At 60.3% G+C, this 23,930-nt stretch carries 24 protein-coding genes; 4 read left to right on the top strand and 20 right to left on the bottom strand.

Annotated elements, in window-relative coordinates; all coding sequences use genetic code 11:
- Positions 1 to 125: 125 nt before the first annotated feature.
- The 20 genes from ftsA to AC0V6V_RS12200 all read right to left on the bottom strand — a co-directional run bounded on the left by ftsA (position 126) and on the right by AC0V6V_RS12200 (position 20,921).
- Entirely contained in the window at positions 126 to 1,445 is a 1,320-nt protein-coding gene (ftsA, locus tag AC0V6V_RS12295; RefSeq protein ID WP_486165649.1) for a cell division protein FtsA, read from the bottom strand.
- A complete protein-coding gene (locus AC0V6V_RS12290; RefSeq protein ID WP_486165648.1) occupies positions 1,445 to 2,362 on the bottom strand; it encodes a cell division protein FtsQ/DivIB in 918 nt (305 codons plus the stop codon). Before AC0V6V_RS12290 ends, ftsA begins: the two co-directional genes overlap by 1 nt.
- Positions 2,349 to 3,359 (bottom strand): D-alanine--D-alanine ligase, encoded by a 1,011-nt coding sequence (locus tag AC0V6V_RS12285; RefSeq protein WP_486165647.1) that lies wholly within the window; start codon positions 3,357 to 3,359, stop codon positions 2,349 to 2,351. The genes AC0V6V_RS12290 and AC0V6V_RS12285 overlap by 14 nt, the downstream gene beginning before the upstream one ends.
- Positions 3,356 to 3,877 (bottom strand): DUF4262 domain-containing protein, encoded by a 522-nt coding sequence (locus AC0V6V_RS12280; protein WP_486165646.1) that lies wholly within the window; start codon positions 3,875 to 3,877, stop codon positions 3,356 to 3,358. The genes AC0V6V_RS12285 and AC0V6V_RS12280 overlap by 4 nt, the downstream gene beginning before the upstream one ends.
- Positions 3,874 to 4,848, bottom strand: coding sequence for a UDP-N-acetylmuramate dehydrogenase (gene murB / locus AC0V6V_RS12275; RefSeq protein ID WP_486165645.1), 975 nt, complete (start codon positions 4,846 to 4,848; stop codon positions 3,874 to 3,876). The genes AC0V6V_RS12280 and murB overlap by 4 nt, the downstream gene beginning before the upstream one ends.
- A complete protein-coding gene (gene murC, locus AC0V6V_RS12270; RefSeq protein ID WP_486165644.1) occupies positions 4,845 to 6,281 on the bottom strand; it encodes a UDP-N-acetylmuramate--L-alanine ligase in 1,437 nt (478 codons plus the stop codon). Before murC ends, murB begins: the two co-directional genes overlap by 4 nt.
- Positions 6,278 to 7,495, bottom strand: coding sequence for an undecaprenyldiphospho-muramoylpentapeptide beta-N-acetylglucosaminyltransferase (gene murG / locus AC0V6V_RS12265; RefSeq protein WP_486165643.1), 1,218 nt, complete (start codon positions 7,493 to 7,495; stop codon positions 6,278 to 6,280). The genes murC and murG overlap by 4 nt, the downstream gene beginning before the upstream one ends.
- The gene (locus tag AC0V6V_RS12260) at positions 7,492 to 8,736 is read right to left on the bottom strand and encodes an FtsW/RodA/SpoVE family cell cycle protein (RefSeq protein WP_486165642.1); all 1,245 of its coding nucleotides are present in this window, start codon (positions 8,734 to 8,736) and stop codon (positions 7,492 to 7,494) included. Before AC0V6V_RS12260 ends, murG begins: the two co-directional genes overlap by 4 nt.
- Complete coding sequence (murD, locus tag AC0V6V_RS12255) at positions 8,733 to 10,061, bottom strand: UDP-N-acetylmuramoyl-L-alanine--D-glutamate ligase (RefSeq protein WP_486165641.1); 1,329 nt, start codon at positions 10,059 to 10,061, stop codon at positions 8,733 to 8,735. Before murD ends, AC0V6V_RS12260 begins: the two co-directional genes overlap by 4 nt.
- Positions 10,062 to 10,077: 16 nt before the next feature.
- Positions 10,078 to 11,148, bottom strand: a complete 1,071-nt coding sequence (mraY, locus tag AC0V6V_RS12250; protein ID WP_486165640.1) for a phospho-N-acetylmuramoyl-pentapeptide-transferase — start codon at positions 11,146 to 11,148, stop codon at positions 10,078 to 10,080.
- Positions 11,149 to 12,639: a UDP-N-acetylmuramoyl-tripeptide--D-alanyl-D-alanine ligase gene (locus AC0V6V_RS12245; protein ID WP_486165639.1), complete on the bottom strand. Its 1,491-nt coding sequence runs from the start codon at positions 12,637 to 12,639 to the stop codon at positions 11,149 to 11,151.
- Positions 12,636 to 14,144 carry a UDP-N-acetylmuramoyl-L-alanyl-D-glutamate--2,6-diaminopimelate ligase gene (locus AC0V6V_RS12240; RefSeq protein WP_486165638.1) on the bottom strand — a complete coding sequence of 503 codons (1,509 nt, stop codon included), beginning with the start codon at positions 14,142 to 14,144 and terminating at the stop codon, positions 12,636 to 12,638. Before AC0V6V_RS12240 ends, AC0V6V_RS12245 begins: the two co-directional genes overlap by 4 nt.
- Positions 14,141 to 15,859, bottom strand: coding sequence for a peptidoglycan D,D-transpeptidase FtsI family protein (locus AC0V6V_RS12235; protein WP_486165637.1), 1,719 nt, complete (start codon positions 15,857 to 15,859; stop codon positions 14,141 to 14,143). The genes AC0V6V_RS12240 and AC0V6V_RS12235 overlap by 4 nt, the downstream gene beginning before the upstream one ends.
- On the bottom strand, positions 15,856 to 16,422 hold the full coding sequence (locus AC0V6V_RS12230) for a hypothetical protein (RefSeq protein ID WP_486165636.1): 567 nt from the start codon (positions 16,420 to 16,422) through the stop codon (positions 15,856 to 15,858). The genes AC0V6V_RS12235 and AC0V6V_RS12230 overlap by 4 nt, the downstream gene beginning before the upstream one ends.
- The gene (gene rsmH, locus AC0V6V_RS12225; protein WP_486165635.1) at positions 16,419 to 17,372 is read right to left on the bottom strand and encodes a 16S rRNA (cytosine(1402)-N(4))-methyltransferase RsmH; all 954 of its coding nucleotides are present in this window, start codon (positions 17,370 to 17,372) and stop codon (positions 16,419 to 16,421) included. The genes AC0V6V_RS12230 and rsmH overlap by 4 nt, the downstream gene beginning before the upstream one ends.
- Entirely contained in the window at positions 17,369 to 17,860 is a 492-nt protein-coding gene (locus AC0V6V_RS12220; protein WP_486144207.1) for a division/cell wall cluster transcriptional repressor MraZ, read from the bottom strand. Before AC0V6V_RS12220 ends, rsmH begins: the two co-directional genes overlap by 4 nt.
- 465 nt (positions 17,861 to 18,325) lie before the next feature.
- Positions 18,326 to 19,117, bottom strand: a complete 792-nt coding sequence (locus tag AC0V6V_RS12215) for a hypothetical protein (protein ID WP_486165634.1) — start codon at positions 19,115 to 19,117, stop codon at positions 18,326 to 18,328.
- Positions 19,098 to 19,535 carry a hypothetical protein gene (locus AC0V6V_RS12210; protein ID WP_486165633.1) on the bottom strand — a complete coding sequence of 146 codons (438 nt, stop codon included), beginning with the start codon at positions 19,533 to 19,535 and terminating at the stop codon, positions 19,098 to 19,100. Before AC0V6V_RS12210 ends, AC0V6V_RS12215 begins: the two co-directional genes overlap by 20 nt.
- 12 nt (positions 19,536 to 19,547) lie before the next feature.
- On the bottom strand, positions 19,548 to 20,561 hold the full coding sequence (locus AC0V6V_RS12205) for a cysteine synthase A (protein WP_486137157.1): 1,014 nt from the start codon (positions 20,559 to 20,561) through the stop codon (positions 19,548 to 19,550).
- Positions 20,562 to 20,603: 42 nt separating this feature from the next.
- A complete protein-coding gene (locus AC0V6V_RS12200) occupies positions 20,604 to 20,921 on the bottom strand; it encodes a 2Fe-2S iron-sulfur cluster-binding protein (RefSeq protein ID WP_472639453.1) in 318 nt (105 codons plus the stop codon).
- A gap of 106 nt (positions 20,922 to 21,027) precedes the next feature.
- Between AC0V6V_RS12200 and AC0V6V_RS12195 the strand changes: the two genes are divergently transcribed.
- The 4 genes from AC0V6V_RS12195 (at position 21,028) to AC0V6V_RS12180 (ending at position 23,915) form a co-directional block, all read left to right on the top strand.
- Entirely contained in the window at positions 21,028 to 21,645 is a 618-nt protein-coding gene (locus AC0V6V_RS12195; protein WP_486165632.1) for a DNA-3-methyladenine glycosylase family protein, read from the top strand.
- 186 nt (positions 21,646 to 21,831) lie between these two features.
- The gene (locus AC0V6V_RS12190; RefSeq protein ID WP_486165631.1) at positions 21,832 to 22,743 is read left to right on the top strand and encodes a hypothetical protein; all 912 of its coding nucleotides are present in this window, start codon (positions 21,832 to 21,834) and stop codon (positions 22,741 to 22,743) included.
- Between the two features lie 24 nt (positions 22,744 to 22,767).
- The gene (locus AC0V6V_RS12185; protein ID WP_486165630.1) at positions 22,768 to 23,346 is read left to right on the top strand and encodes a ricin-type beta-trefoil lectin domain protein; all 579 of its coding nucleotides are present in this window, start codon (positions 22,768 to 22,770) and stop codon (positions 23,344 to 23,346) included.
- Positions 23,347 to 23,516: 170 nt separating this feature from the next.
- Positions 23,517 to 23,915: a hypothetical protein gene (locus tag AC0V6V_RS12180; protein ID WP_486166350.1), complete on the top strand. Its 399-nt coding sequence runs from the start codon at positions 23,517 to 23,519 to the stop codon at positions 23,913 to 23,915.
- Positions 23,916 to 23,930 lie beyond the last annotated feature (15 nt).

Raw genomic sequence — 23,930 nt, 5'->3', positions numbered from 1 at the left:
CCATCCTTGTCCCGCCATACGTAATAATTCTCAATACTTGTGCCACATTCGCGTCTTCGCGGTTATAGCGCACTAACCCTTATCCACAGAGCCTCAATTGTCCCTCGGCCTCTTACCAAGGCTCTTTAGAAGTATTCCTTAAGCGCGCGGAATAATCGCGCCGCCATTTGTGTCCCTACCACACCGCCGCCATATTTGGCGGTCTGCTGATATTGCGCGCCGATTGCGCGAATATCGACTGGGTCATCTGCGGCATAGAGGCACAGTCCCGCCAATGTCGCAAAGCCCGGCGTTGAATGCGCCTCTGGCAGCCCAGTTAACGTTGGCGCGCGGCCAATGCGCACAGGCATCCCTAGCGCACCTTGCGCAAATTCGGCGAGCCCGGCAAGCTCAGCTCCGCCGCCGGTGAGCACCACTTGCCCTGCCCGCGAGCCGGAAAAGCCCATCGCCTTCAGCGCCCGGCCCACTTCATCGGTGAGCTGGGAGAGGTTCTGCGTCACCACCGAGACCAATTCTGCCCTCGCAATGCGGTTTTTATCATCCGCACCGCGCGCCAATGGTCCGGTCACTTCATCGCCCGGCCCGTTGACCGGGATCATCTCGCGGTGATCGCTTGGCGAGGCAATAGCAGATCCTGAGACACATTTCAGCCGTTCCGCCTGAAACCGCCGAATGCCAAAGGCGCTGGCGATCGCATCGGTGATATCGCCCGAACCATAAGGCAGCGCGCGCAGGCCCAGCAGCATGCCGCCAGCGTGGACGGAAACATTGGTCACATCATTGCCGATTTCGACCAAAGCAACGCCCAGCTCACGCTCTTCTTGCGAGAGCACAGCATAGCTGGTGGCCAGCGGAGCAGCGACGACGCCCTCCACCTCCAAATGCGCGCTTTGCACGACTTCGGTAAGGTTGCGCACCGGCGCACCATCGGCCAGCATCACATGCACATCAACGCCTAGCCGCTCTGCATGGAGGCCGCGCGGATTGGCGACGCCATGCGCCCCGTCGAGCGTGTAATGCGCAGGCTGAGCGTGCAGGACCATCCGCCCGTCCGGCTGGATCGTGTCGCGCGCCGCGATCAGCAGATGCTCAACATCTTCCTCTTCGATCCGGCGTCCGCCGATCTCCACCTCAACCTTGGAAACATTGCTAGCCAGACCAGCGCCCGCGCAGGCCACCCACACGCTTTGCACGCTGGCACCGGCGTTTTTCTCGGCCCGCTCCACCGCATCGCGAATGGCATAGGTCGCAGCTCTCATATCGATCACATAGCCGCGCTTGATCCCTTGGCTGGCGCGGTGGCCAGAGCCCAGCACGATGAGGTCGCCGTTCTCTGTCTCGCCCATGATCATGGCCGAGATGCGGAAGGAGCCGATGTTGACCGCGCCAAAAATCTTGGAAAGGCGCGCTTTTCCGGCGGAGCTGTGACCCTTGGAGCTTGCCATTACGGTGTTCCTCCGGCGCCCGATCCACCGGCGAGCAATTGTTCAGAGCGGCCCGGCACGCGCATATAAATACGCGGCGGTGCACGCATGTCGAAGGTCGCGACTTTTCCGCCGATCAAGCGGTTTTGCCCATCCATCCGCGCGAATTTGACCAGCGCCGTCGCCGCTTCGTCATCGCCTTCTGGCAGAGCCAGAACTTGCTCTGTTTTGAACGACAGGTTCCAGCGACGATTGCCGACCCATTCTGCTGCCTCAATCTGAGGTTTCAGCGCAGGCGCAGTGGCCAGCAAGCGATCGAGATCGGCCACTTGGCGGCTCGCGCCCGGGCCGGAAATCATCAGCATTTTGTTCGCCTTGTCGCGCGCGACCGGTTCCAGCTCCGTGCCCTCTGCATCGATCAGCACAAGACGGTCTGGCTTTTCCAGCACCGCATGCGGCGTGCGCTCAACGATGTCGATTGCCAAAGTGTCCGGCAGCTGAGCGGAAACCCGCGCGTCTTTGACCCACGGCAATTCCAGCAATTCCTCGCGCAGAGCCTCCAGTTCAACCTGAGGCATAGGCCGGTCACGCTGAGCCAGCGCGCGGCTGTAAACGTGTTGCTCGTCCATCCGGCTGGTGCCGGTCACGCGCACACGGCGCACCTCAAACCCAGCGTCAGAGGCGAGATGCGCCACCTGCGCCTGAGCCATTGCTGGAACGCCTGCGAGGCTGGCAATGAACCACGCCAGCGCCACTGCGCCGCCGATGATGATAGACAGGAAGATGCGCTGCAATTGCTCGTCAGTGAACGGCAACAGTCCGATCACACTGTCGAGAACGCCGCTGGTCCGCGCCCGCGCCTGGCGAGCGGTTTTCGCCCGGCTCGATGCTTTGACTGCGCGCCTTACACCTTTTCCGCCGCGTTTAATCTGCGCCATCAGTGCCTCCTGTTTGCTTGGCAGGCGCAGCAGAACCGGCTTTCGCCGCCCCATGTATCCTGAGCGCCTCGTGCACGATCATTTCTGCAAGATCGGCATAATCAATTCCGGCATGTTTCGCCTGCTCTGGCACTAGGCTAAGCGGCGTCATGCCCGGCTGAGTGTTGGTCTCCAGCACAAACAGACCAGCCTCGCCTGCCTCGTCGTCCCAGCGGTAATCTGTGCGGCTCGCGCCGTGACAGCCGAGCAATTGGTGCGCGCGGATCGCATAGCTTTCGCAGAGCGCCGCAATGTCCGCCGGAATATTCGCCGGGCAGACATGCTGCGTGCAGCCATCGGTGTATTTGTGCTCGTAATCGTAAAAGCCGCTTTCGATGATCAGCTCTGTCACGCCCAGCGCGCGCGGCCCATCTGGCCCGTCGATCACCGCGGTGGTGAGCTCGCGCCCCTTGATGAAAGGTTCGGCGAGCAGCTCTTTAAATTCCTGCCACGGCCCCTCGGCAGTGGGGGCAATCGGATTGCCGACATTGCTGTCTTCAGTGATGATCGCAACGCCCACGGATGAGCCTTCGTTCACTGGCTTCAGCACATAAGGGCGCGGCAGCGGATCGCGCTTATGCAGGTCTTCAGAGGCGACGATATGCCCGCCCGGCATCGGAATACCATGCGGAACAAGCGCCTGTTTGGTCAGCTGTTTATCAATCGCGATCACAGAGGTCGCAACGCCGGAATGGGTGTAGGGAATGCCCATAAGATCGAGCATGCCCTGCACCGTGCCATCTTCACCGGGCACGCCGTGCAGCGCGTTGAACACAACATCTGGCGCGGCCTCAGCGATCCGCGCAGCGACATCGCGGTCCATATCGATCCGGGTGACGCGGTGACCCTTGCTCTCGAGCGCATCGGCAATGCCATTGCCGGTCATCAAAGAGACCTCGCGCTCTGCGGCCCAGCCGCCCATCAGGACGGCGATATGAATATTAGAGAGCACAGTCATGAGGCCAGTCTCGGCTCGTATAGCGCAGGTTGATCGGCACGCACCCATTCCTCGCAACCTTCTTCCCAAGGGAAAACGCCATTGGCATCGGGCCAAACAAGTTGAGCGACCTTCAACAATTCTCGGTCCATCTGGGTACGGTGGTACCACATTGCAGAATTGAGATATTCTTCTTCAATACGGCTTGGATGGACAAGCCTTACGATACCGTCATAGTCCCCGAAGAACTCATCGAGGCGGACACCTTCATTTAGCTCTTGTCCGGCGGCACACATGGCAAGAAGTTGGTTGATTGCAGGTCCGCAAAAGTCGCCAGGTAGGCCGAAAATAATGACTTCGGGAAAATCGGGAATGCCGACCTTCTCCAGAGTTTTTGTGAAACCGATCGAATAAACAAAGCTCGGCTCATCACCTTCTGGGTCAAAGACGCCGTTAAGGTGGCAGCCGTGTTTGTCGACATTGCCGACTATTTCACGTTCGCCTTTTGAAAGACCGTCTTTCTTGAACCAGTTTCTCACGGTCTGCCCACCCGCTTGATTTCCCACTCCAGCTGAATGCCGGAATGGGCGTAGACTTTCTCACGCACCATCTCGCCCAGACCTTCGATTTCGGTGCTGGTCGCATTGCCGGTGTTGATCAGGAAATTGCAGTGCTTCTCGCTCACCTGCGCAGCCCCGTTCATCAGGCCGCGGCAGCCCGCCTCATCGATCAGCTTCCAACTGCTGTGGCTAGGCGGGTTTTTGAACGTCGATCCACCGGTCATGCTGCCAATTGGCTGCGAGTCCTTACGCTCACTGGAGATACGGTTCATCTCCGCCTTGATTGTGTCCGGATCGCCCGGAAAGCCCTCAAACCGCGCGGCGACGACCACCGCGCCATCGGGCAATGCGGAATGGCGATAGCTGTATTGCAGCTCCTTGTTCGTCAGCGTCACAAACTGTCCATCCGGCAGGATCACATCGCAATCGACCAACACATCGCAGGTTTCGCGGCCATAGCATCCGCCGTTCATGCGAGTGACACCGCCGACCGATCCGGGAATGCCGGTGAAAAATGAAAGCCCGTCAATCCCAGCTTTCGCCGCGCGCCTCGACACGATGCTGACCGGCGTAGCGGAGCCAGCGGTCAGCGTCGTTTCGCCGGTAATCTCGACCTCAGAGAATTCCTTGCCCAGCTTGATCACCACACCCGGCACGCCGCCATCGCGGATAATCATGTTGGAGCCGACCCCCAGCGCCATGACGGGAATTTCTCCGTCCAGCTGCTCGCAAAAGCTCTTTAGATCCTCGAGATCTGCAGGCTCAAACAGCCAATCGGCATTGCCGCCGCTTTTGAACCAGACGAATTTTGCCAAAGGCGCGTTCTGCGTCAGACGGCCGCGAATGTTCTCGGTCGGCACGGGCGCGTCCGCGCCGCCCTCAATCGCGCAGGTCGGGGCCATACCGCTGTCGCGGTCATTCCAGTCGTCGGGTTGTACCATGTCGTTCATGCGTTCCGCTTCGATTCAATTGCGCCCGCGAGCCCCGCCGCCCACTTGGTGATGTCGCCCGCGCCCAGGCACACGACGATATCACCCTTGCGAATGTCGCCAGCTAGCGCGCTCGCCAAAGACGCCTGATCCTCGATCGTCTGCGCAGAGCGATGCCCGCGCGATTTGAGGCCCGCGACGAGCGCGGCCGAGCTAACGCCTTCAATCGGGTCTTCGCCCGCTTCGTAAACCGGGGTGACATAGACCTCGTCCGCCTCGTTGAAGCAGGTTTGGAAGTCTTCCATCAGATCATTGAGGCGCGAATAGCGGTGCGGCTGGGCAATCGCGATGACGCGGCCTTCGCTATCGCCAGCCGAGGCCGCCTCGCGCGCTGCCTCCAGCACGGCGCGGATTTCGACCGGGTGGTGGGCGTAATCGTCGATGATGCTGACAGCGCCGCCTTCGACCGGGACAGAGCCAACCTTGGTGAAGCGGCGGCGAACCCCGCCAAATTGGCCAAAGCCCTCGCGGATGACATCGTCGGGGCAGCCCATCTCAATCGCGACCGCAATCGCAGCAAGAGCGTTCTGCACATTGTGGCGGCCTGGCATGGGCAGGTTCACGCCTTCGATCCGGCGATCTTCTTCGCCGCGCTGGCGGATGATCACATCGAAACGGTTGCCGCCTTCATGCGGGCGAATGTTCACCCCGCAAATGTCAGCCTGTAAAGAGAAGCCATAGGTCACAACCTTGCGGTCGCGCACTTGGCCAATAACCGCCTGCACTTCTGGGTGGTCGACGCACAGGATGGCGGCCCCATAGAACGGGACGTTGTGAATGAACTCGACAAAGGCGCGTTTAACGCCGTCGAAATCGCCGTAATGGTCGAGATGCTCGGGGTCGATATTGGTGACAACCGCGATGGTGCCATCTAGGCGCAGAAAACTGCCGTCGCTCTCATCAGCTTCGACCACCATCCAATCGCTGTCGCCGAGGCGCGCGTTGGAGCCATATTGCTCAATGATCCCGCCATTGATGACGGTGGGGTCAACATCGCCCTTGTCGAGCAATGCTGCGATCATGCTGGTGGTGGTGGTCTTGCCATGCGTACCGGCCACAGCGACGGTGGATTTCAAACGCATCAGCTCGGCCAGCATTTCGGCGCGGCGCACCACAGGGATGCGGTTTTCCAGCGCGGCGGCAACCTCTGGATTGGTGCGGCGAACGGCGGTGGAGGTGACGACGACACTAACGCCGTCCACATTCTCGCGTTCATGCCCGATATGCACGGTGATGCCGCGCGCACGCAGGCGCTCTACGCTCGGCCCCTCGGCCAAGTCGCTGCCCTGCACGCCGTAGCCGAGGTTGTGCATGACCTCAGCAATGCCCGACATGCCAATGCCGCCGATGCCGACGAAATGGATTGTCCCAATATCGGTTGCAACGCCTTTCATTCCGCAGAATCCCGAACAGCGTCCTTGGTCGCGCCTTCGGCTGCGGTGCTGGTCGCAGCGCTGCGTTTTTCGCCCTCACCCACGCGGATGACATCCATCATGTCGGCCCCGCCAAAGCTCTCCATCAAGTCCGCAAGATCCTTCGTCGCATCCGGGCGGCCGCAATTCCACGCACCATGCGCGGCGTTGGCAAGGCTCGCCGGCTTTTGCGCCATCGCTTGGATTTGCTTGGCCAGTTCCTTGGGCGCAAAGTTCGCTTGGCGCACCATGCGCGCGCCGCCAGCGGCCACGATCTCGCGGGTGTTGGCGGCCTGATGATCATCCGTCGCAATCGGCAGCGGGATCAGAATGCCGGGGCGACCAACTGCGGTCAGCTCAGCAATGGTCGAAGCGCCTGCGCGACCAATGAACACATGGCAATCGGCCAGGCGCTCTTCCATATCTTCAAAATACGTGCCGAGCTCTGCCGGGATATCGTGGCTCAAATAGCGTTCGCGCACCGCGTCGATATCTTCCTGGCGGCATTGCTGCGTCACTTGCAGGCGGCCGCGCAGCGCCGGTGGCAGCATCGCTAGCCCATCGGGCACCACTTGGGAGAGGATGCTCGCGCCTTGGCTGCCGCCGGTGACCAGCACCCGCAGCAGGCCTTCGTCGGTGAACTCAGGAAAATCCTGCTTGCGCAGCTCGAGCACTTCAGCCCGGACCGGATTGCCGACGAGATAGACCTTTGTCTCGTATTTCTCTTTCAGCCGCTCAACTTCAGGATAGCTGGTGGCGATTGCATCCACGCGGCCAGCGAGCAGCCGATTAACCCGGCCCAGCACAGCGTTTTGTTCATGTACCACGCTGGGGATGCCAGCCTTGGTCGAGGCGAGCAGCGCCGGGAAAGCGGGATAGCCGCCAAAGCCGATCACCGCGCTGGGCTCAAACGCGTCAAACAGGCGCAGCGCCATATTGCGTCCATCGCGCACCGCACGCGCCCCGCCGAGCCAGCGCAGCGGGTTTTTGCCAAACCGACCAGCGGGCAGGACATGCGCGGTCAGATAATCAGGCTTGCCCGGGATATTTGCCCCGCGCTCATCCGTAATCAAGGCCACGTGGTGCCCGCGCGCGTCCAGCTCTGCCGCCAGCGCAAAGGCCGGGATCAAATGGCCGCCGGTCCCGCCAGCGGCGAGAACGAAATGACGATTGGACTTGGGAGCATCGCTATTCATTCGCGCTCCTCCTTATTTTCTAGAAAGTCTCGCAGTCCCGGCGTCTCGCGCTTTAGGAACGGATTGCGCCGCGTGATTGCGAGCAACAGGCCGAATGTAAAGCACACCGCCAAGGTTGACGAGCCGCCATAGCTGATCAGCGGCAAGGTCATGCCTTTCGATGGGAAAAGCTGAAGATTGACGAGAATATTGATGAAGGCCTGCCCGCCGATTTGGGTGACGAGGCCAGCGCCTGCGAGCAGGACAAACAGGTTTTCCTCGTCCACCAGACGCACCAGCACCCGCGCGACAATCGCGAGATAGAGCAGCACGATCAGCGCGCAGATCATCAGACCATATTCCTCGCCAATGACGGAGAAGATGTAGTCAGTGTGCGCCTCTGGCAGGTTCATCTTGCGAATGCCGAGCCACAACCCGCTGCCTGTCCAACCGCCAGCCAGCAGAGTGCGCTGAGCCAGATCAACTTGGTCAAACGCAGTGCCGCCGCCCAGAAACGCATCGATCCGATGGCGCGCATTGTCATAGAGGAAATAAGTCGCGGTCAGGCCAACGACGCCCGCGCCAACCAGCGCGCTGATCCGCTGCACCGATACGCCAGACAGCAGCACCAATACAAACCACACGCCTGCAAACAGAATGGTCGCGCCAAGGTTTGGCTGTAGCATCAGCAAGCCCGCGACGAGGGCCATGATCATCGTCACAAAGGTGAGCACCGGCAGACCCGGATCACGGAGCCGCCAGCTTAAAATCCACGCAAGCGCGATGGCAAAGCCAGGTTTCAAGAACTCAGAGGGTTGGAGCGACATGCCCACTTCTAGCCAGCGGCGCGCGCCGTTCTTCTCGACCCCGATAATCGGCACGAGAAACAGCAGCGCCAGCATTCCGGCAAACAGCAAAATGCCCATGCGGCGCGCATTGTCGCGGCTGGCAAAGCTTGTGGCGATCATCACGCCAACGCCCATGATTTGCCATACGACGTGCGATTTCAGGAACAGAAATTCATCGAGGCGCACTTCGGCGGTCGACAACTGCTCTGCGCTGGCAGGCGAGGCAGCAGCCACGGCGGCAGTGCCGATCAACATCGTCACCAGGACCAGGCCGAGCAGCCATTTGTCGACTTCGCGCCACCAGATGCGCAGATCGCCCATCCACCCGCGCCGCACCGGGACAGGCGCGTTGAATGATCCGCCGCTGCGGCCTGGCGCATAGGGGCCGTAAGCCGGTGAACCGACGGAATTCATGCGGCCTCTCCCAAGGCATGGACGAGTTCGCGGAATTGCTGACCGCGGTCTTCAAAATCTCGGAATTGGTCAAAGCTCGCAGCAGCGGGCGAGAACAGCACCACATCGCCAGCGCGCGCATCACCATGCGCCTTGGCAAAGGCCTGTCCTAGCGTTTCGCAATATTGCGCCGGTGCTGATGGCCGGATGGCCTGCGCGAACATCTCGCCATCGCGGCCAATGGTGTAGGCGCCCGCGACGTGGTCCATCAGGCCAGCCAGCGAGCCGAGGCCATCCTCCTTGGCCAAGCCGCCCACGATCCAGCGCACGCGGGGATCGGGGTCAGGCGGAAACGCCGCAATGGCCGGCGCGGTGGAATCCGCATTGGTAGCCTTGCTGTCATTGATGAAGGTTACGTCAGCGATCTCAGCAATGCGCTCCATGCGGTGCGGGAGGCCGGGAAAAGTGCGGAGGCCTTGAGCAGTCAATTCATCATCGATGTTAAAAGCCTCTCCGACCAGCACGGCGGCAAACGCGTTCTCCCGGTTATGTGGCCCTTGCAATCCGGGCCAATCGTCAGACTTTAAGGAATTGTGCGGATACAAGTGAGCCATGCACCAGACACAGACATTCTCCGCTCGCATCCAACGATCATACAACGGCCGGTTGTGCAAAAAAACATGCTCACCAAAAATCACAAGCTTGTAATGAGACTGCATTGCGATGAGACGCTCTTTCGACGCAGCATATTTCTCAAAACTGCCATCATACCGGTCCAGGTGGTCCGGCGTGATGTTCAGCAGCACTGCCACATCGCAATCCAAGCTAAACGTAAGATCAATCTGATAGCTCGACAGCTCCAGCACATAGACCCCGCCTTCTGGCAGTGGGTCTTGGCCCAAAATCGGTTCGCCAATATTGCCGCCCATCACGCTGGGCACGCCTGCGGTTTGCAAAATGTGATGCACCAGCGCGGTGGTGGTCGACTTGCCATTGGTGCCGGTAATGCCAACCACTTTGTGCGGCGGCAGATCAGCACGGGCCTGAGCGAAAAGTTCAATGTCGCCGATCACAGGCACATCGAATGTCGCGGCATAGGGCGCGATTGGATGGGTGTTGAGCGGGACGCCGGGCGACACCACCACGCCCGCAAATCCGGTGAGGTCGATTTGCAATGGATCGGCCAGTTCGCACCGGCCCACAAACGCCTCGCGCGCTTCCTCACGCTCGTCCCATGCGGTCACTTCAGCGCCGCTCGCCAGCAATGCTTCCACGGTGGCCGCGCCAGACCGCGCCAGGCCGAGCACGGCATAGCGTTTTCCAGCAAAGGCAGCAGAGGTGATCACTTTGGCGCAGCTCTCCTTAGCGCAGTTTCAGCGTGGCCAGCCCAGCGAGCGCCAGTACGATCGAAATGATCCAGAAACGGATCACAACCTTGCTCTCGCTCCAACCGAGCTGTTCAAAATGGTGGTGGATCGGGGCCATGCGGAACACCCGCTTGCCCGTGCGTTTGAACCAGAAGACCTGAACGATGACAGAAACCGCCTCCAGCACGAACAGGCCGCCGACAATCGCCAGCACAATCTCGTGGTGTGCGGCAACCGCGATGGCGCCCAAGGCTCCGCCCAAGGCGAGCGATCCGGTGTCGCCCATAAACACCGCCGCTGGCGGCGCGTTGAACCACAGAAATGCCAGGCCCGCGCCGATGATCGCGGCGCAGAATATCGCGAGCTCACCCGCGCCCTCAACATAAGGAATGCCGAGATATTCGCTAAAGTCGGTGCGCCCGACGAGATAGGCGATAATCGCAAAGGTGCCCGCGGCAATGATCACTGGCATAATTGCCAGCCCATCGAGACCATCGGTCAGGTTCACCGCATTGCCTGCGCCGACGATGACGAAGGCAGCAAAGAAGTAATAGAACGGCCCCAGAGGGATCGACACGTCAGAGAAGAACGGCACGTAAAGATCGGTGCTGATCTGGCTAACGATGATGTAAGACGCAATGCCAGCGACCACGAATTCCATCGCAAGCCGCACTCGGCCGGGTACGCCAGCATGGCTGTTTTTCGAGACTTTGTCGTAATCATCGAGGAAGCCGATGATCCCGAAACCGGCTGTCACTGCGAGGCAGGCCCAGACCAGCGGGCTGCGCAAATCCATCCACAGCATCAGCGATAGCGCCAATGAAATGAGGATCATCAATCCGCCCATGGTCGGTGTGCCGCGCTTGGCAAAATGGCTTTCCGGGCCGTCTTCACGGATCGGCTGACCCTTGCCCTGGCGCACGCGCAAAATGTTGATGAAGCGCGGACCGATTGCCATGCCAATAAACAGCGCCGTGATCAGCGTCGCTCCGGCACGGAACGTCTGATAACGCACAAGGTTGAAGATCCCTTCAAACCCGAGCCATTCGGCGAGCAGATACAGCATTTAGTCGTCCTGTTGCCCCTCAACTGGGTGCGTTTGCGTAAAATGGGTAACCAGAGCGCCAAGCCCGACCGAGTTTGACCCTTTGACAAGGATTGCGTCCCCGCCATTGATGCCAAATTCGCTGAGCATGGAAATCGCCTGATCCGGACCGTCGCAATGCGTGAAGCTGCCCGGGTTGCCAAGCGGAACGCCGCCGGATTTCCCCAATTCATAGGCCAGCTCGCGCATCTCTTCGCCAACCAGAATAACGTGATCGACCCGCGCATCATTAAGCGGCTCGGCCAGTTTGCGGTGGAAGCGCGGGCTAAAATCACCCAGCTCCATCATACTGCCCAAAATCGCTACCCGGCGCAGCGCCGGTGTCTGGCCCAATTGCCGCAGGGTGGCGCGCATGGAGGCGGGGTTTGCATTGTAGCTTTCATCGACCAGCAAGGCTTTGCCATCGCCGGGCAGATCAATCTGGAACCGCGCGCCGCGCCCTTTCAGCCCGCCCATTTCAGCCAGCGCCAGGCCCGCTGCGGCGAGATCGCCGCCGGCTGCGCGCACTGCCGCCATGACGCCGAGGGAATTGGCAATCCAATGCTCGCCCGGCTCTGCAATCGAATAGCATAGCCGCGCATCGCCAAGGTCGGCTGTGATCAGCGAACCTCCGGTGCTGATCGGAATGGCATCGAGCAGCCGCACATCCGCGTCCGCATGACGGCCAAAGGTCACGACCTCAGCCCCCGCCGCACGGGCATGACCGATCAGGCGCTTGGTGTAGTCGGTATCAGCCGGAATGATCGCGGTGCCGCCCGGCGCCAGACCGGTGAAGATCGCCGCTTTCTCATCAGCAATGGCCTCCATCGAGCCAAGATTCTCGATATGCGCAGGCGCGAGCGTGGTGATCAGCGCCACGTCAGGGCGCACGTGATCGGCCAAAGGCGCAATTTCGCCTGCATGGTTCATGCCCATTTCGAACACGCCAAACAGGCTGCGCGCGGGCATCCGGGCGAGGCTGAGCGGCACGCCCACGTGATTGTTATAGCTGCGCACGCTGCGATGCGCCGCGCCTCTGCTGGCCCGGTCTAGAGCGGCAAAGATCGCCTCTTTCACGCCGGTTTTGCCGACCGATCCGGTCACGCCAATGCGCACCGCTGGGCTGCGATCGCGCGCGGCATGAGCGAGTGCATGCAGGGCGGCGCTGGTGTCTTCGACCAGCACATGCGGATAGTCGACGGCGCGGTCTGTGATCGCTGCAACCGCCCCTGCGGCAAAGGCTTTATCGAGGAAGCGGTGACCATCCATCGCCTCGCCTTTAAGCGCGACGAACAAATCGCCGGGGCGCACATCGCGGGAATCCATCTCAACGCCGGAGGCCTGGAAGTGATGGCTCGCCGTGCCGCCCGTTGCCGTCTCGATTTCGCGCGAGTTCCACAGCGCTCCGCTGAGTTCATCGCGCGCCGTTACTGGCCAAGCGCGCAACGCGGCGTGGATCAGCGGCGCGTTCATGAGCCCGACCCCGAACCGCCAGCAGCGGCGCATTCGCGCGCAACCGTTACGTCATCGAACGGCAAAACCCGCATATTCTCTCCTGCACCGATGATCTGTCCTTGCTCGTGGCCTTTGCCCGCCACCAGCACAATGTCGTGTTCTCCGGCGAGCGAAATGGCCTCGCCAATCGCCTCGCGCCGGTCGCCAATCTCGCGCGCGCTGGCTGCGGCCCCGCGCATAATGTCTGCCCGAATGGCCGCTGGACTTTCGCCGCGCGGATTGTCGTCTGTAATGATAACGATGTCTGATTTGTCAGAGGCGGCGGCGCCCATCGCTTCGCGCTTACCGGGATCGCGGTCCCCGCCAGCGCCAAATACGGTGATCAAGCGCCCGCCCTGCCCGCGCGCCACATGCGGGCGCAGCGCAGCAATCGCCGCCGCCAATGCGTCCGGCGTGTGAGCGTAATCGACATAGACAGGCGCACCGGCCGGGCTGATCACGGCCCGCTCTATCCGCCCGCGCACCGGCTGAAGCCGGGAAATCGCATCCAGCGCTTGTGCAGCATCACTGCCGGTTGCAATCGCCAGAGCCGCCGCGACCATAGCGTTGGCGGCCTGATATTCACCGATCAGCGGGAGCTTGATCGAAAAGACATGCCCCTCATGCTCAACATCGATCGTCTGTCCCAGCTGGGTCGTTTTGCGATCGACAAGGCGGAGGAACGCGTTGGAGCCGCTCCCCACCTTGCCGACAAGAAGCACGCGCAAATTTGAGGACATCGCGTGCTCGGCGGCACGGCGGGTCCACTCGCTGTTATCCCCGCCGTCCCAAATAATTGCCGCTGCGCCCGGCTCCAGCACTTCGCTGAACAGCCGCATTTTCGCAGCAAAATAGTCATCCATATCAGCGTGATAATCGAGGTGATCACGGCTGAAGTTGGTGAAGGCAGCGGCTGAAACCGGCACGCCTTCATTGCGATATTGCGAGAGGCCGTGGCTCGATGCCTCATAGGCCACATGGCTCACGCCTTCGCGCGCCAGCCCGCTCATATTCGATAGGAAAGTGACAATGTCCGGCGTGGTGAGGCCGGTGGAGACGCTCTCATCCGGCGTGGTCACGCCCAATGTGCCAATGCTGGCTGCGCGCTCACCGCACATGCGCCAGATTTGCCGCGTCATCTCGACGGTCGAGGTTTTACCATTGGTGCCTGTGACCGCGACGATATGCGGCGGGACGGGCGTGAAGAACCCAGCGGCCAATCGCGCAAAATCGCGGCGCGGATTGTCGCTGGCGATGTGAACAGCGCCTTCAACGTTTACGCCGGGGCGCGTTACGATGGCGACAGCGCCTGCGGCAATCGCCTCAGGGATGACCTCTTCGGCATTGAAAGCCAGACCCTGAAACGCGCCGAACACGGTGCCGGGCGCGACCTTGCGATGATCAATGGCAAAGCCGGTTACGCTGAGGTCTGCGCCCTCATCGCAGAACAAGCCTGCCCTCTCTGCTAAATTTCCGAGTTTCATTTGCGCCCCTCCACCAAGAAGCGAAGATCACTAATATCAACGTCGCGTGTCGTATCTGGCTGCACGCCCAGCATTGGACCAATTCGCGGCACGAGCCGCCCGACAACAGGGGCAGCGTTGAACGCCGCCGTCCGCTGGAATGAACTTGCCACGGTGCCGCGCGGTTCATCAATCACCGCGACCACAACATAGCGCGGGCGGTCCATTGGGAATGCGGCGGCAAAAGACGAAATCAGCTTCGTCTTGCTGTACCCGCCCTTCGTCGGCTTTTCCGCCGAGCCAGTCTTTCCGCCCACACGGTATCCAGGCGCATCGGCGCTGCGCCCGGTGCCATAAATCGAAATCATGCGCAGCAATTGGCGCATACGCGAGGAGGTGGAGGTCTTAAACACGCGGCGACCACGCGGAGCCTCGCCCGCCTCCAGCTTGTGCAAAGTCGCAGGACGCCAGATGCCGCCATTGACCATCGCAGCATAAGCGGCCGCCAAGTGCAGCGGCGTGACCGAAATACCGTGGCCATAGCCAACTGTCATATTGGTTAGGCGCGACCAGTCACCGCGCGGCCAGATCGGATGGCCTTTCGCTGGCAGTTCAATATAGGGACGCTCGTTCATCCCAAGGTCGATCATCGTCTGGCGCAGCCGCTCTGGCCCCAGCTGATCCGCGACCCGCATGGTGACGGTGTTGGACGAATAGGCCAGCGCCTGAGGAATGTTGAGCGTCGCGCCCTTGTCGGAGTAATCCGCGCGCTCAATTGAGCCGATCTTTACCGGGCGCGCGTTCCAATTTGCGCTGAGATCGGTGATCACGCCGGCATCAATCGCGGCGGCGACCGTCAGCGGCTTAAAGGTCGAGCCGAGCTCATACACCTGGTTGGTGGCGCGGTTCATCATATTTGCCTGGCCAGCGGCATCGATCCGGTTGGGATTGAACTCTGGCAGGGAAGCCAGCGCCATCACCTCGCCTGTGTCTACATCCAGCACCAGCCCCGCCGCGCCCAATGCGTTGGTGGCGAGCATTGTCTTGCTCAGCTCATCCTCGAGCGCGCCTTGAACGCGCATGTCGATCGACAGCGGCACCGATTCTGAGCGCAACGAGGGATCGCGCAATTGCTCGTCCAGCACCGCTTCCATGCCGACGCGGCCGCGATCATCTGCCGCGACATAGCCAAGAATGTGTGCGCCCAGGGAGCCCTGCGGATAGTGGCGGTCGGTCTCACGCGGGATTTGCAGCGCAACCTCGCCCAGACGCATGATCTCATTCGCTTCTTCCGGCAGAATGCGGCGGCGCAAATAGCCCGCACGGCCCGTGGCCAAACGCGAGGCTGTGTCATTCACATCCATCGTCGGAAAAATGTTGGCCAGCTTCAACGCGACATCTTGCGGCGAGGCAACCAACGGCGCGCCGCCGTCACCCATGGCCGTTGGCGCATACCACAGAGCATAGGCCGGGAAGGCGCGGGCCAGCGGAATACCATTGCGATCGGTGATTTCACCGCGCGGGGGCAGCAATTGCTCCGCCAGGCTGGTGCGCGATGGGGCGTGTCCAGCAAACCCCAAATAGGCAATACGCAGGATGGCCGCCGCAGCGACCAAACCAAATACCAGCACAATCCAGAGCACGCGCCAACGCGCCGTCAACAGCGAGCGATAGCGCAAATTGACGAGTTGGATGCGGCCTGCGGGGATGGCCGGGCGAGCCGCAAAGGCACTCATTCAGCTGTCTCTGCCGTTGCTTGAGTGGCCGCAGCGCTGCTGCCTGCGCGCGCTTGCGCCGCCCGGATGGGCGAGGCCTCAACTAGGAAATCACCGAAAGCCTCGGCAAACATCGTTGTTGCACTCTCTTCAACCTGCGTCGCGGCCAGTGTCACAGGCGCGCCCGTGATCGGCGAGACCATTTCACGTGACCGTAGCGGCGAAGGCATGCCTTCTTCAGGCTCCGCCCGGGCAACCCGGATCGGGCTAGGCGCGCCGGGAACTTGGGGCGAACCGAGGCTGGCCAATTGACGCTCGCCTTCGAGATATTGGTCTGCGCGCGGCGCGAGATAGCCGAATTCGACGATGTTCCAATTGGCGAGCTGGCGCTGATTGGCGCGCGCCTGAAACTCGGTTTCCAGCACAAGCGTTTCGCGCTCCAACTCAACGATTTGCCGTTCAGCCAACAGAACTTCGCTTTTCACAGCATGCACGCGGAAGCTGAGCGCGAGGAACATTCCAACGCACAGTGCGAGCACCGCAACCCAGCCGATTTGGCGCATACGAGAACCTGAAACGATCATGCCGCAAACCTCCTTGCATCGGCGGTTGTACGAATGGCGCTGCGCAGGGTTGAAGAGCGCGCGCGCGGATTGCGTTCGATCTCGGCCTCGGAAGGACGGATCGCTTTGGAAAGTTTCTCAAATACCGGCGGATCGCCGGGAATTTCCCCGGGCAAATGGCGCGATACCGCGCGGCCCGCGCCAGATGCTTCGCGCAGGAAATGTTTGACCATGCGGTCTTCGAGGCTGTGAAAACTGACCACGGCGAGCTTGCCGCCAGCGCGCAGCAAATGCTCGGCTGCTGACAGTCCGCTGCGCAATTCGCCCAGCTCGTCATTCACATGAATGCGCACCGCCTGGAACGACCGCGTTGCGGGGTCCTTCTTGTCATGCGGCTTATGCCCCAGCGCCTTGCGAACAATGCGCGCCAGATCGCCGGTCGTCTCCAACGGGCGCGCGGCAACAATCGCGCGGGCAACCCGGCGCGACTGGCGTTCTTCGCCATATTCATAGAGCACATCGGCAATCGTGTCGGCATCGGCAGAATTGAGGAAATCAGCCGCGCTCTCGCCCGCCTGGCTCATCCGCATATCCAGCGGTCCGTCAGCCGAAAACGCAAAGCCGCGCCCTGCCTGATCAAGCTGCATGGAGGAAACGCCAATATCCATCGCAACGCCGTCAACCTGGGCAACGCCGACCTCGGCCATTGCGCTCACCATCTCAGAAAAACGCCGCGGATGAAGCACTAAGCGCGGAGGGGAACTACGCGCCTCGCTCCATCCGCGGCCTTGAGAGATCGCGTCAGGATCGCGATCAAAAGCGTGGACAGTCGCACCGCAATCAAGCAGCGCACGAGTATAGCCGCCGGCACCAAAAGTGGCGTCGACAATGACATCGCCGGGCTGGGGATCAAGCGCAGCGATCACTTCTTCGAGCAGAACAGGTACGTGGGGCGCAGATTGAAGGGTCATTTCTTGCGCCCCTTCGCTTCAGCTTCTGCAACCAGATTGGCGCAGGCGGCCTGCGCGCTTTCCCATTGCTCGCCCATTTGCGCGAGCTGATCTGGGTTCCAGATCGTAAAGAAGCGCCCGCCGCCATGAAAGTACAGGCCATCGTCAACCTGCGCGAGACTGCGCAGGTGGTCAGGCATGACAAAGCGCCCGCTGTCATCGAACGGCACTTCGACAAAGCCGAACAGCTGCATCGCGCGCAGATCACGGTCGAATTCTTTATCAAGGCGGATGGCGCGGTCTTCTTCGCGCTCAATCTGCTCTTCAAGTTCGGTTTTGCGGGATAGGCCAAAGCCGGTGAGACAATTCCAGCGCTCGTGCTTTGCGAGGCAGACGATCCGCCCTTCCGAGCTTTCTTTAACGGCCTTGCGGAACAGTGGAGGCAGCACAAAGCGGCCCTTATCGCCGGCGGGCGAATAAGCTTGACCACTGAATCCTGCGAACGACACGCGCTCCAACTCCCCTTCTCACCCGTCCCTCACGGGCTTTCATTTTCCCCGCCTCCCCGTTGAGGAGGCCAAACACGCCCTCCGCCTTGCCATTCCGCACGCGAGCGGAACCGGCGCGCCAACCGCGATGGGCGGCGCAAACACAAACGGGCATGTTTGATGGAAGACGGTAATATCGTGGGTTTAACCGGGATGGAAGGGGTTTTTACGGGATTTCGCGGGATAAGATGGTAAATTATTGTTTCATATGGTTAATATACAGGGCGCATACGCTTCACTACCTAGCATGGGAACCAAAGAGCCCGCTTCAAAACGCTGATTTTCCGGTCAAAACTGCGAGAATCGCGTTTTTCGAGTCGCTGCTCCCCGGCCCGTCCCGCAAAATCCCCGATCGCGAAATTGGGGCGCTTGGGCGCTGATCAAATGGATTGCAGTGATGACGGTGTGAATCGAGCTGCTGGCGACTCAGTTGAGGGGTTGTGCAAGCAAGGCGCTCAGCGTGTTGCCCTGTTCTCCGGCGAGCTCTTGATGCTCAAAGATAGCCGCGTCGGCGAGCACCATTACGCGCCCCTCCCCAATATCGCAGACCGCGATAATTCCATCGCCCTGCAATTCGCACGCGGCAGCAGCGGGATCGAGAATGCTGATGACACCCGCCATATGAAGCGGGATCTGCCCGCCAGCGATTTCGGCTGAGCGCACGCTGACGTCCTGCGCGTCATCAAAGCTGATCGCCAATCCCCAGCGCTCAATCACCGGCGGGATCAGCGCAGCGCCCACTGGGCGGCGCGGATCGCCAAAGGCGACTTCATATTCCCCGGTCAACATCGGATCGAGCGCAATCAGCAGCTGCCCGCCGCGCCGCACCCAATCATCCAATGCGACATTGTCCGATGGGCTTAGCCCGCGTGGCTGGACAATCGCTAAGCGCTCCAGCCCCGCTAGCGGACTAAAACCCTGATCATCGGGTGAGAGACTGTCGAGCAGCCGCAAATCATAGCGCGCCTCCAAAACCGAGCGCTGCCAGGGCGTCTCTTGCTCTGCATCGATCAGGCTGGTGAGATCCGTGCCCAGCGGCCAATACAGCGGCAGGCTGCTCATCAGGCCAAGCTCCACCTTCTCAGCAGATCCAGTGCTGGTGCTCGCGCGCAGGCCATTGCTCTGGTCGCGCGATTGGGCCAGCCACCACAGCGCGGCTGCGCCGAGAGCCAGCACGCCAATCGCAGCAATGGCAAATTTACGGGGTTTTGGGCTCATTGTTCCGCGGGCCATCGCGCACAACATCCCCGGGTAGCGGATCGCCGGCAGTGCCTTCGCCCTGCTCAGGAACAATCGCCGCCTCTTGCGTCGCGGCCGGGCTTGGGTCCACCGGCAGATCAGGGACAACGCCTGCTTCGGCGAGCGGATCGTTGATCTTGGCCCCTTCGCTCGGCTCAGTCGTCGGCGCGGCTTCTGGCACAGCGCTGTCTTCGCTTACTTGTGCGCGGCCTTGGATCACGCTGGCCAAACCGACGAGCAACACCATCGCCGCAAGGCCAGAAAGGCCGACCTGCAAGCGCTGCACCGCTTCTTCGCGGGTACCGCCAAGGGGTGCGCCTGCGCGCTCAAGATCGGGATTTTCTGCAACAGCCCGCGCCACTTCTTCGCGGGTCTCAAACAGTTTACGATACGCCATATTGGCTGCCTATCACGCTTGTTCGAGCCAGTCGAACACTGGAAGCTCTTTCGCCTTCAACCAGTCGGCATTGTACAGGGTCGAGAGGTAGCGGAAGCCAGTATCGCACAGGATTGTCGCGACCTGCGGGTTCTCCCGCCCTTCGGCGACCAGCTGTTTACCCAGAGCAATCGCGCCCGCGACATTGATGCCAGAGGACAGGCCGAGGCACAGTCCTTCTTCGCGCAGCAGACGGGCGACCCATTCTAGGCCCTCTTCGTCAGAAATGCGGAACTGGGTATCAATCGGTGCGCCTTCGAGATTGGCGGTGATCCGGCCCTGCCCGATGCCCTCGGCCACAGATGATCCCTCGCCCTTAAGCTCGCCATTTGCGTAATAATTATAGAGCGCCGCGCCGTGCGGATCGGTCAGCGCAATGCGGACGTCCTCGGATTTTTCCTTAAGGCCCATGCCAACCCCGGCAATCGTTCCGCCAGTGCCAGCCGCGCAGGTAAAGCCGTCGATCTTGCCGTCCAGCTGCTGCCACAGTTCCTTTGCCGTGCCCTCAATATGCGCCCGCCGATTGGCGACATTGTCAAACTGCCCCGCCCAGATCGCGCCCTCGGTTTCTTCCGCCATGCGGCGCGAGGTGTGTTGGAAGTGCGCAGGGTCAGCGTATTTGGTCGGCGGCACGAGCACCAGCTGCGCGCCAAGAGCACGCAGAGTGTCCATTTTTTCCTTCGACTGATTGTCCGGCATCACGATCACGGTTTTGTAACCCAGCGCATTGGCGACCAGCGCAATGCCAATACCGGTGTTGCCAGCAGTGCCTTCAATGACCGTGCCGCCGGGCTTTAACTCGCCGCGCGCCTCTGCATCGCGGATCATATAGAGCGCCGCGCGGTCCTTTACCGAAGAGCCCGGATTGGCAAATTCGCATTTGCCCCAAATATCGCAGCCCGCCGCCTCGCTTGGCCCAGTCAGGCGAACCAGCGGAGTGTTTCCGATCAAGGCGAGCGTATCGCCGACAGGTTGAGTAATGTTCATGGACTGCGAGTTAGGAGTTTGCGAGCCAACTCGCAAACAACATCAATCTTCAGCTGCGATAGTTACCTTTAAGCCGTCGAGCTCTGCAGTGAGCGGGACCTGGCATGAGAGGCGCGAGGTTTCATTGCGATGCTCGCTTGATTCCAGCAGATCATCTTCATCTTCGCTCATCTCAGGCAGCTTTGCCGTAAACTCAGGATCGATGTGGATGTGGCAGGTCGCACACGAACAGCATCCGCCGCACAGCGCCAGCAGCTCGTCAAAGCCATTGTCGCGAATAGCCTCCATCACCGTCAGGCCGTCCTCGACCTCGATGTCACTCGTTTCGCCTTCACGATTGGTGACGATCAGTTTCGGCATTGCATTGTATCCTTTTCAGTGTCCGCTGGATTGGCCAGCGCTCTATCGAATAGTCGGCTGCGCTGCTAGAGGCAGATTTCGCATTGTATAGCTATGGGAATTATTAGTGGGTTTGAGCGCAGCTGCAATCAAGGCCTCGCTTGATGCGTTGGCCAAAAATGACGCCGATCTGGCGACTGAAATCGCTCGGATCGGCTATCCAGAGCCGCGCATCAGAGACCGCGGCTATATGACGATGCTGCGCACGATTGTGGGCCAGCAGGTATCCGTCGCCGCGGCGGCGAGCATGTGGAACAAATTGGAGGCGGAACTGGGCGAAGGGTTTAGCCCCGGCTGCCTGCTAAGCCGCGACTTTGACACTTTGCGCGCCTGCGGCCTGTCGCGCCAAAAACAGGGCTATGCCCGCAGCCTGTGCGAGCTCGTACAAACCGGCGAGGTCAATTTTGATGGCCTGCCCGAGGATGATGAAGAAGCCATAGCCGAGCTGACCAAGGTCAAAGGGATCGGTCGCTGGTCAGCGGAGATATATCTGCTGTTTGCAGAAGGGCGCGGCGATATGTGGCCCGCCGGCGATCTGGCCGTGCAGGAAGGCGTCAAAAGACTGCTGAAGCTAAACGAGCGACCCGATGAAAAGGGCCTGCGCCAAATTGGCGAGCGCTGGCGCCCGCATCGCGGGGCAATGGCGATCTGGGTCTGGCATTTTTACGCCAACCCTGCATTGTGATGTCGTTGAATTTCAAGGCCGCAGCGCGCTCGCCTAACCGATAATCGATTGACTCTGTGCCGCCATCACTGAATGCTCCCGCCGTTCAGTTGACGGATGGAGAACGGGACTATGCGGTACGGCTTGCTAATTTGTGGATTAGGCGCTGCATCTCTGGCGGCCTGCAGTTCAGCCGATGAAGTCGTTTTGGGCGACGGCGCAGGACAGGCGGAAGGCGCGAGTTATTCCACCGGGCTGGCCGAGCAAACCACAGCATCCCTGATCGAGTGCGGAGATGACGCGCGCATTGCCGCTGTTGGAACCATCACCAGCGATGATGGAAAGAGCTGGACGGTCCCTGCTGAAACCAATTTCGTTACCGCTCCCAAGGCGGCCGACCTCTATAACGATTGCAGTGGGTTTACGCCCAGTGGGATCGACGAGATTGATCTGAACGATGTGCCGGTCTTCGATGCAGGCGGCGAAGAGGAATTCACGCTTTTCGTATTCGCCGACAATTACTTCGAATTTTACGCCAACGGCCAGCTCGTCGCGGTTGATGCGGTACCGTTCACACCGTTTAATGCCTCCGTCATCCGCTTCACCGCGTCGCGGCCGCTCACACTCGCATTCATGGGCGTGGATTGGGAAGAGAATTTGGGGATCGGTTCAGAAGAGAACCGCTCATCGTCTTATCATCCCGGTGATGCGGGGCTGGTGGCTATGCTGCGCGATGCCCAAGGCACGCCATTGAAAGTGACAGACAGCAGCTGGAAAGCGCAAACTTTTTATGTCTCCCCGCTCAATGATCGCGCGTGTCTGGTCGATGAGGGCACCGCCCGCGACAGTTCAGCCTGCGCGTCTGTTGCTAGTGATGATGGCCCGCAAATGTCCGCCGCCTTCTGGCCTATCCCAGCAGGATGGATGACAACCGAATTCGATGACACAGGCTGGCCCGCAGCTGTCACCTACACAAACGACACAGTCGGAGTGGATAACAAGCCAGGCTACACCAATTTCACTGACATTTTCGATGCGCAAGCAAGCGATGCCGAATTCATTTGGAGTTCGAATCTGGTGCTAGACAATCTGGTATTGATGCGAGGCACCGTTGAATAATCATCTCAAATGGGAGGAATAAACATGAAGAATATTGCAATGCTCGGCGCGGCCGTTTTGACTTTGGCGGCTTGCTCAGAAGCAACGACAGAAACCACCACTGCACCGGCCGAGGCAGAGGCGAGCGCGAGTGCTGATGCTGTTGAGGTCGTGCTAAACGACCAACTTGATGGTGTGACCAATGAATATTGCCTCGATATTGCAGGGGGCCGCGAAGACGTTGACCCGGCCAATGGGTTGCAAGGCCACACTTGCTACAGCCGTGATGGCGCGCTTGGCACGGACCAGATCTTTGATGCGGCAATGTTTGAAAACAACACATTGTTTATGCCCGAATATGATGTCTGCGTCTCCGTTGAAGGCGCCGAGATTGGATTGGCTGCTTGTGATGAAAGCGAAGCGCAGCAGGTCAGCTTTGGTGAAGATGGCACTATCCGCCCTCTCGCCGATGATACGCAATGCTTCACTCTGCAGGAAGACACGCGCACCGGACGCAGCACCGAAAATCAGATAAAAGTGCTCGCATTGGAGCCTTGCTCTGATGACAAGGCCGCCTATCAAGTTTGGCGTTCGCGCAGCAGCGACGACACACCCAACACCTAACGGCTTTCAAAAGGCTCTAGGCATTGCGCAGTCTACTGGATGCGCGATGCTTAGAGCCAATCCTATCAGACCTATCGCGGTGCAGCCCTGTACCTGCCCAAACTTGTGAGCAGCACAGGATGTGTGTTATTTGAATAATACAGCCATTTGAAATCGATCGGAGAACCCCCATGTCCCCTCACATAACCTCTCGTCTTTCATTCACTGCACGCCTGCTGACCACGGCGCTCGCTGCATCCGTCTTAACTCTGCCGGGCACAGTCTCTGCAGACAATCACGCCGCCAATACCGGAGCCACAATGACCAAAACCGCCGAAGCTTATGATCTGATCCCGCGCGATGCGCTGTTCGGCAACCCAACCAAAGCGCAAGGGCGCATCAGCCCCGATGGCAAATATCTCAGCTGGCTCGCGCCAAAGGACGGCGTGCTCAATATCTGGATGGCTCCGCGTGACAATCTCGATGCTGCCAAAGCGATGACGAGCGCAGCCGACCGCCCGATCCGCCAGCATTTCTGGTCACCAGAATTCCAGCAGCCTGCTGTATATTCAGGACAAAGGCGGCGATGAGAACTTTCTGCTCTA

The sequence above is a fragment of the Erythrobacter sp. S249 genome (assembly GCF_057364975.1).
Note: the sequence above shows the minus strand (reverse complement) of the source record. Positions and strands in the feature narration are given on the sequence as shown.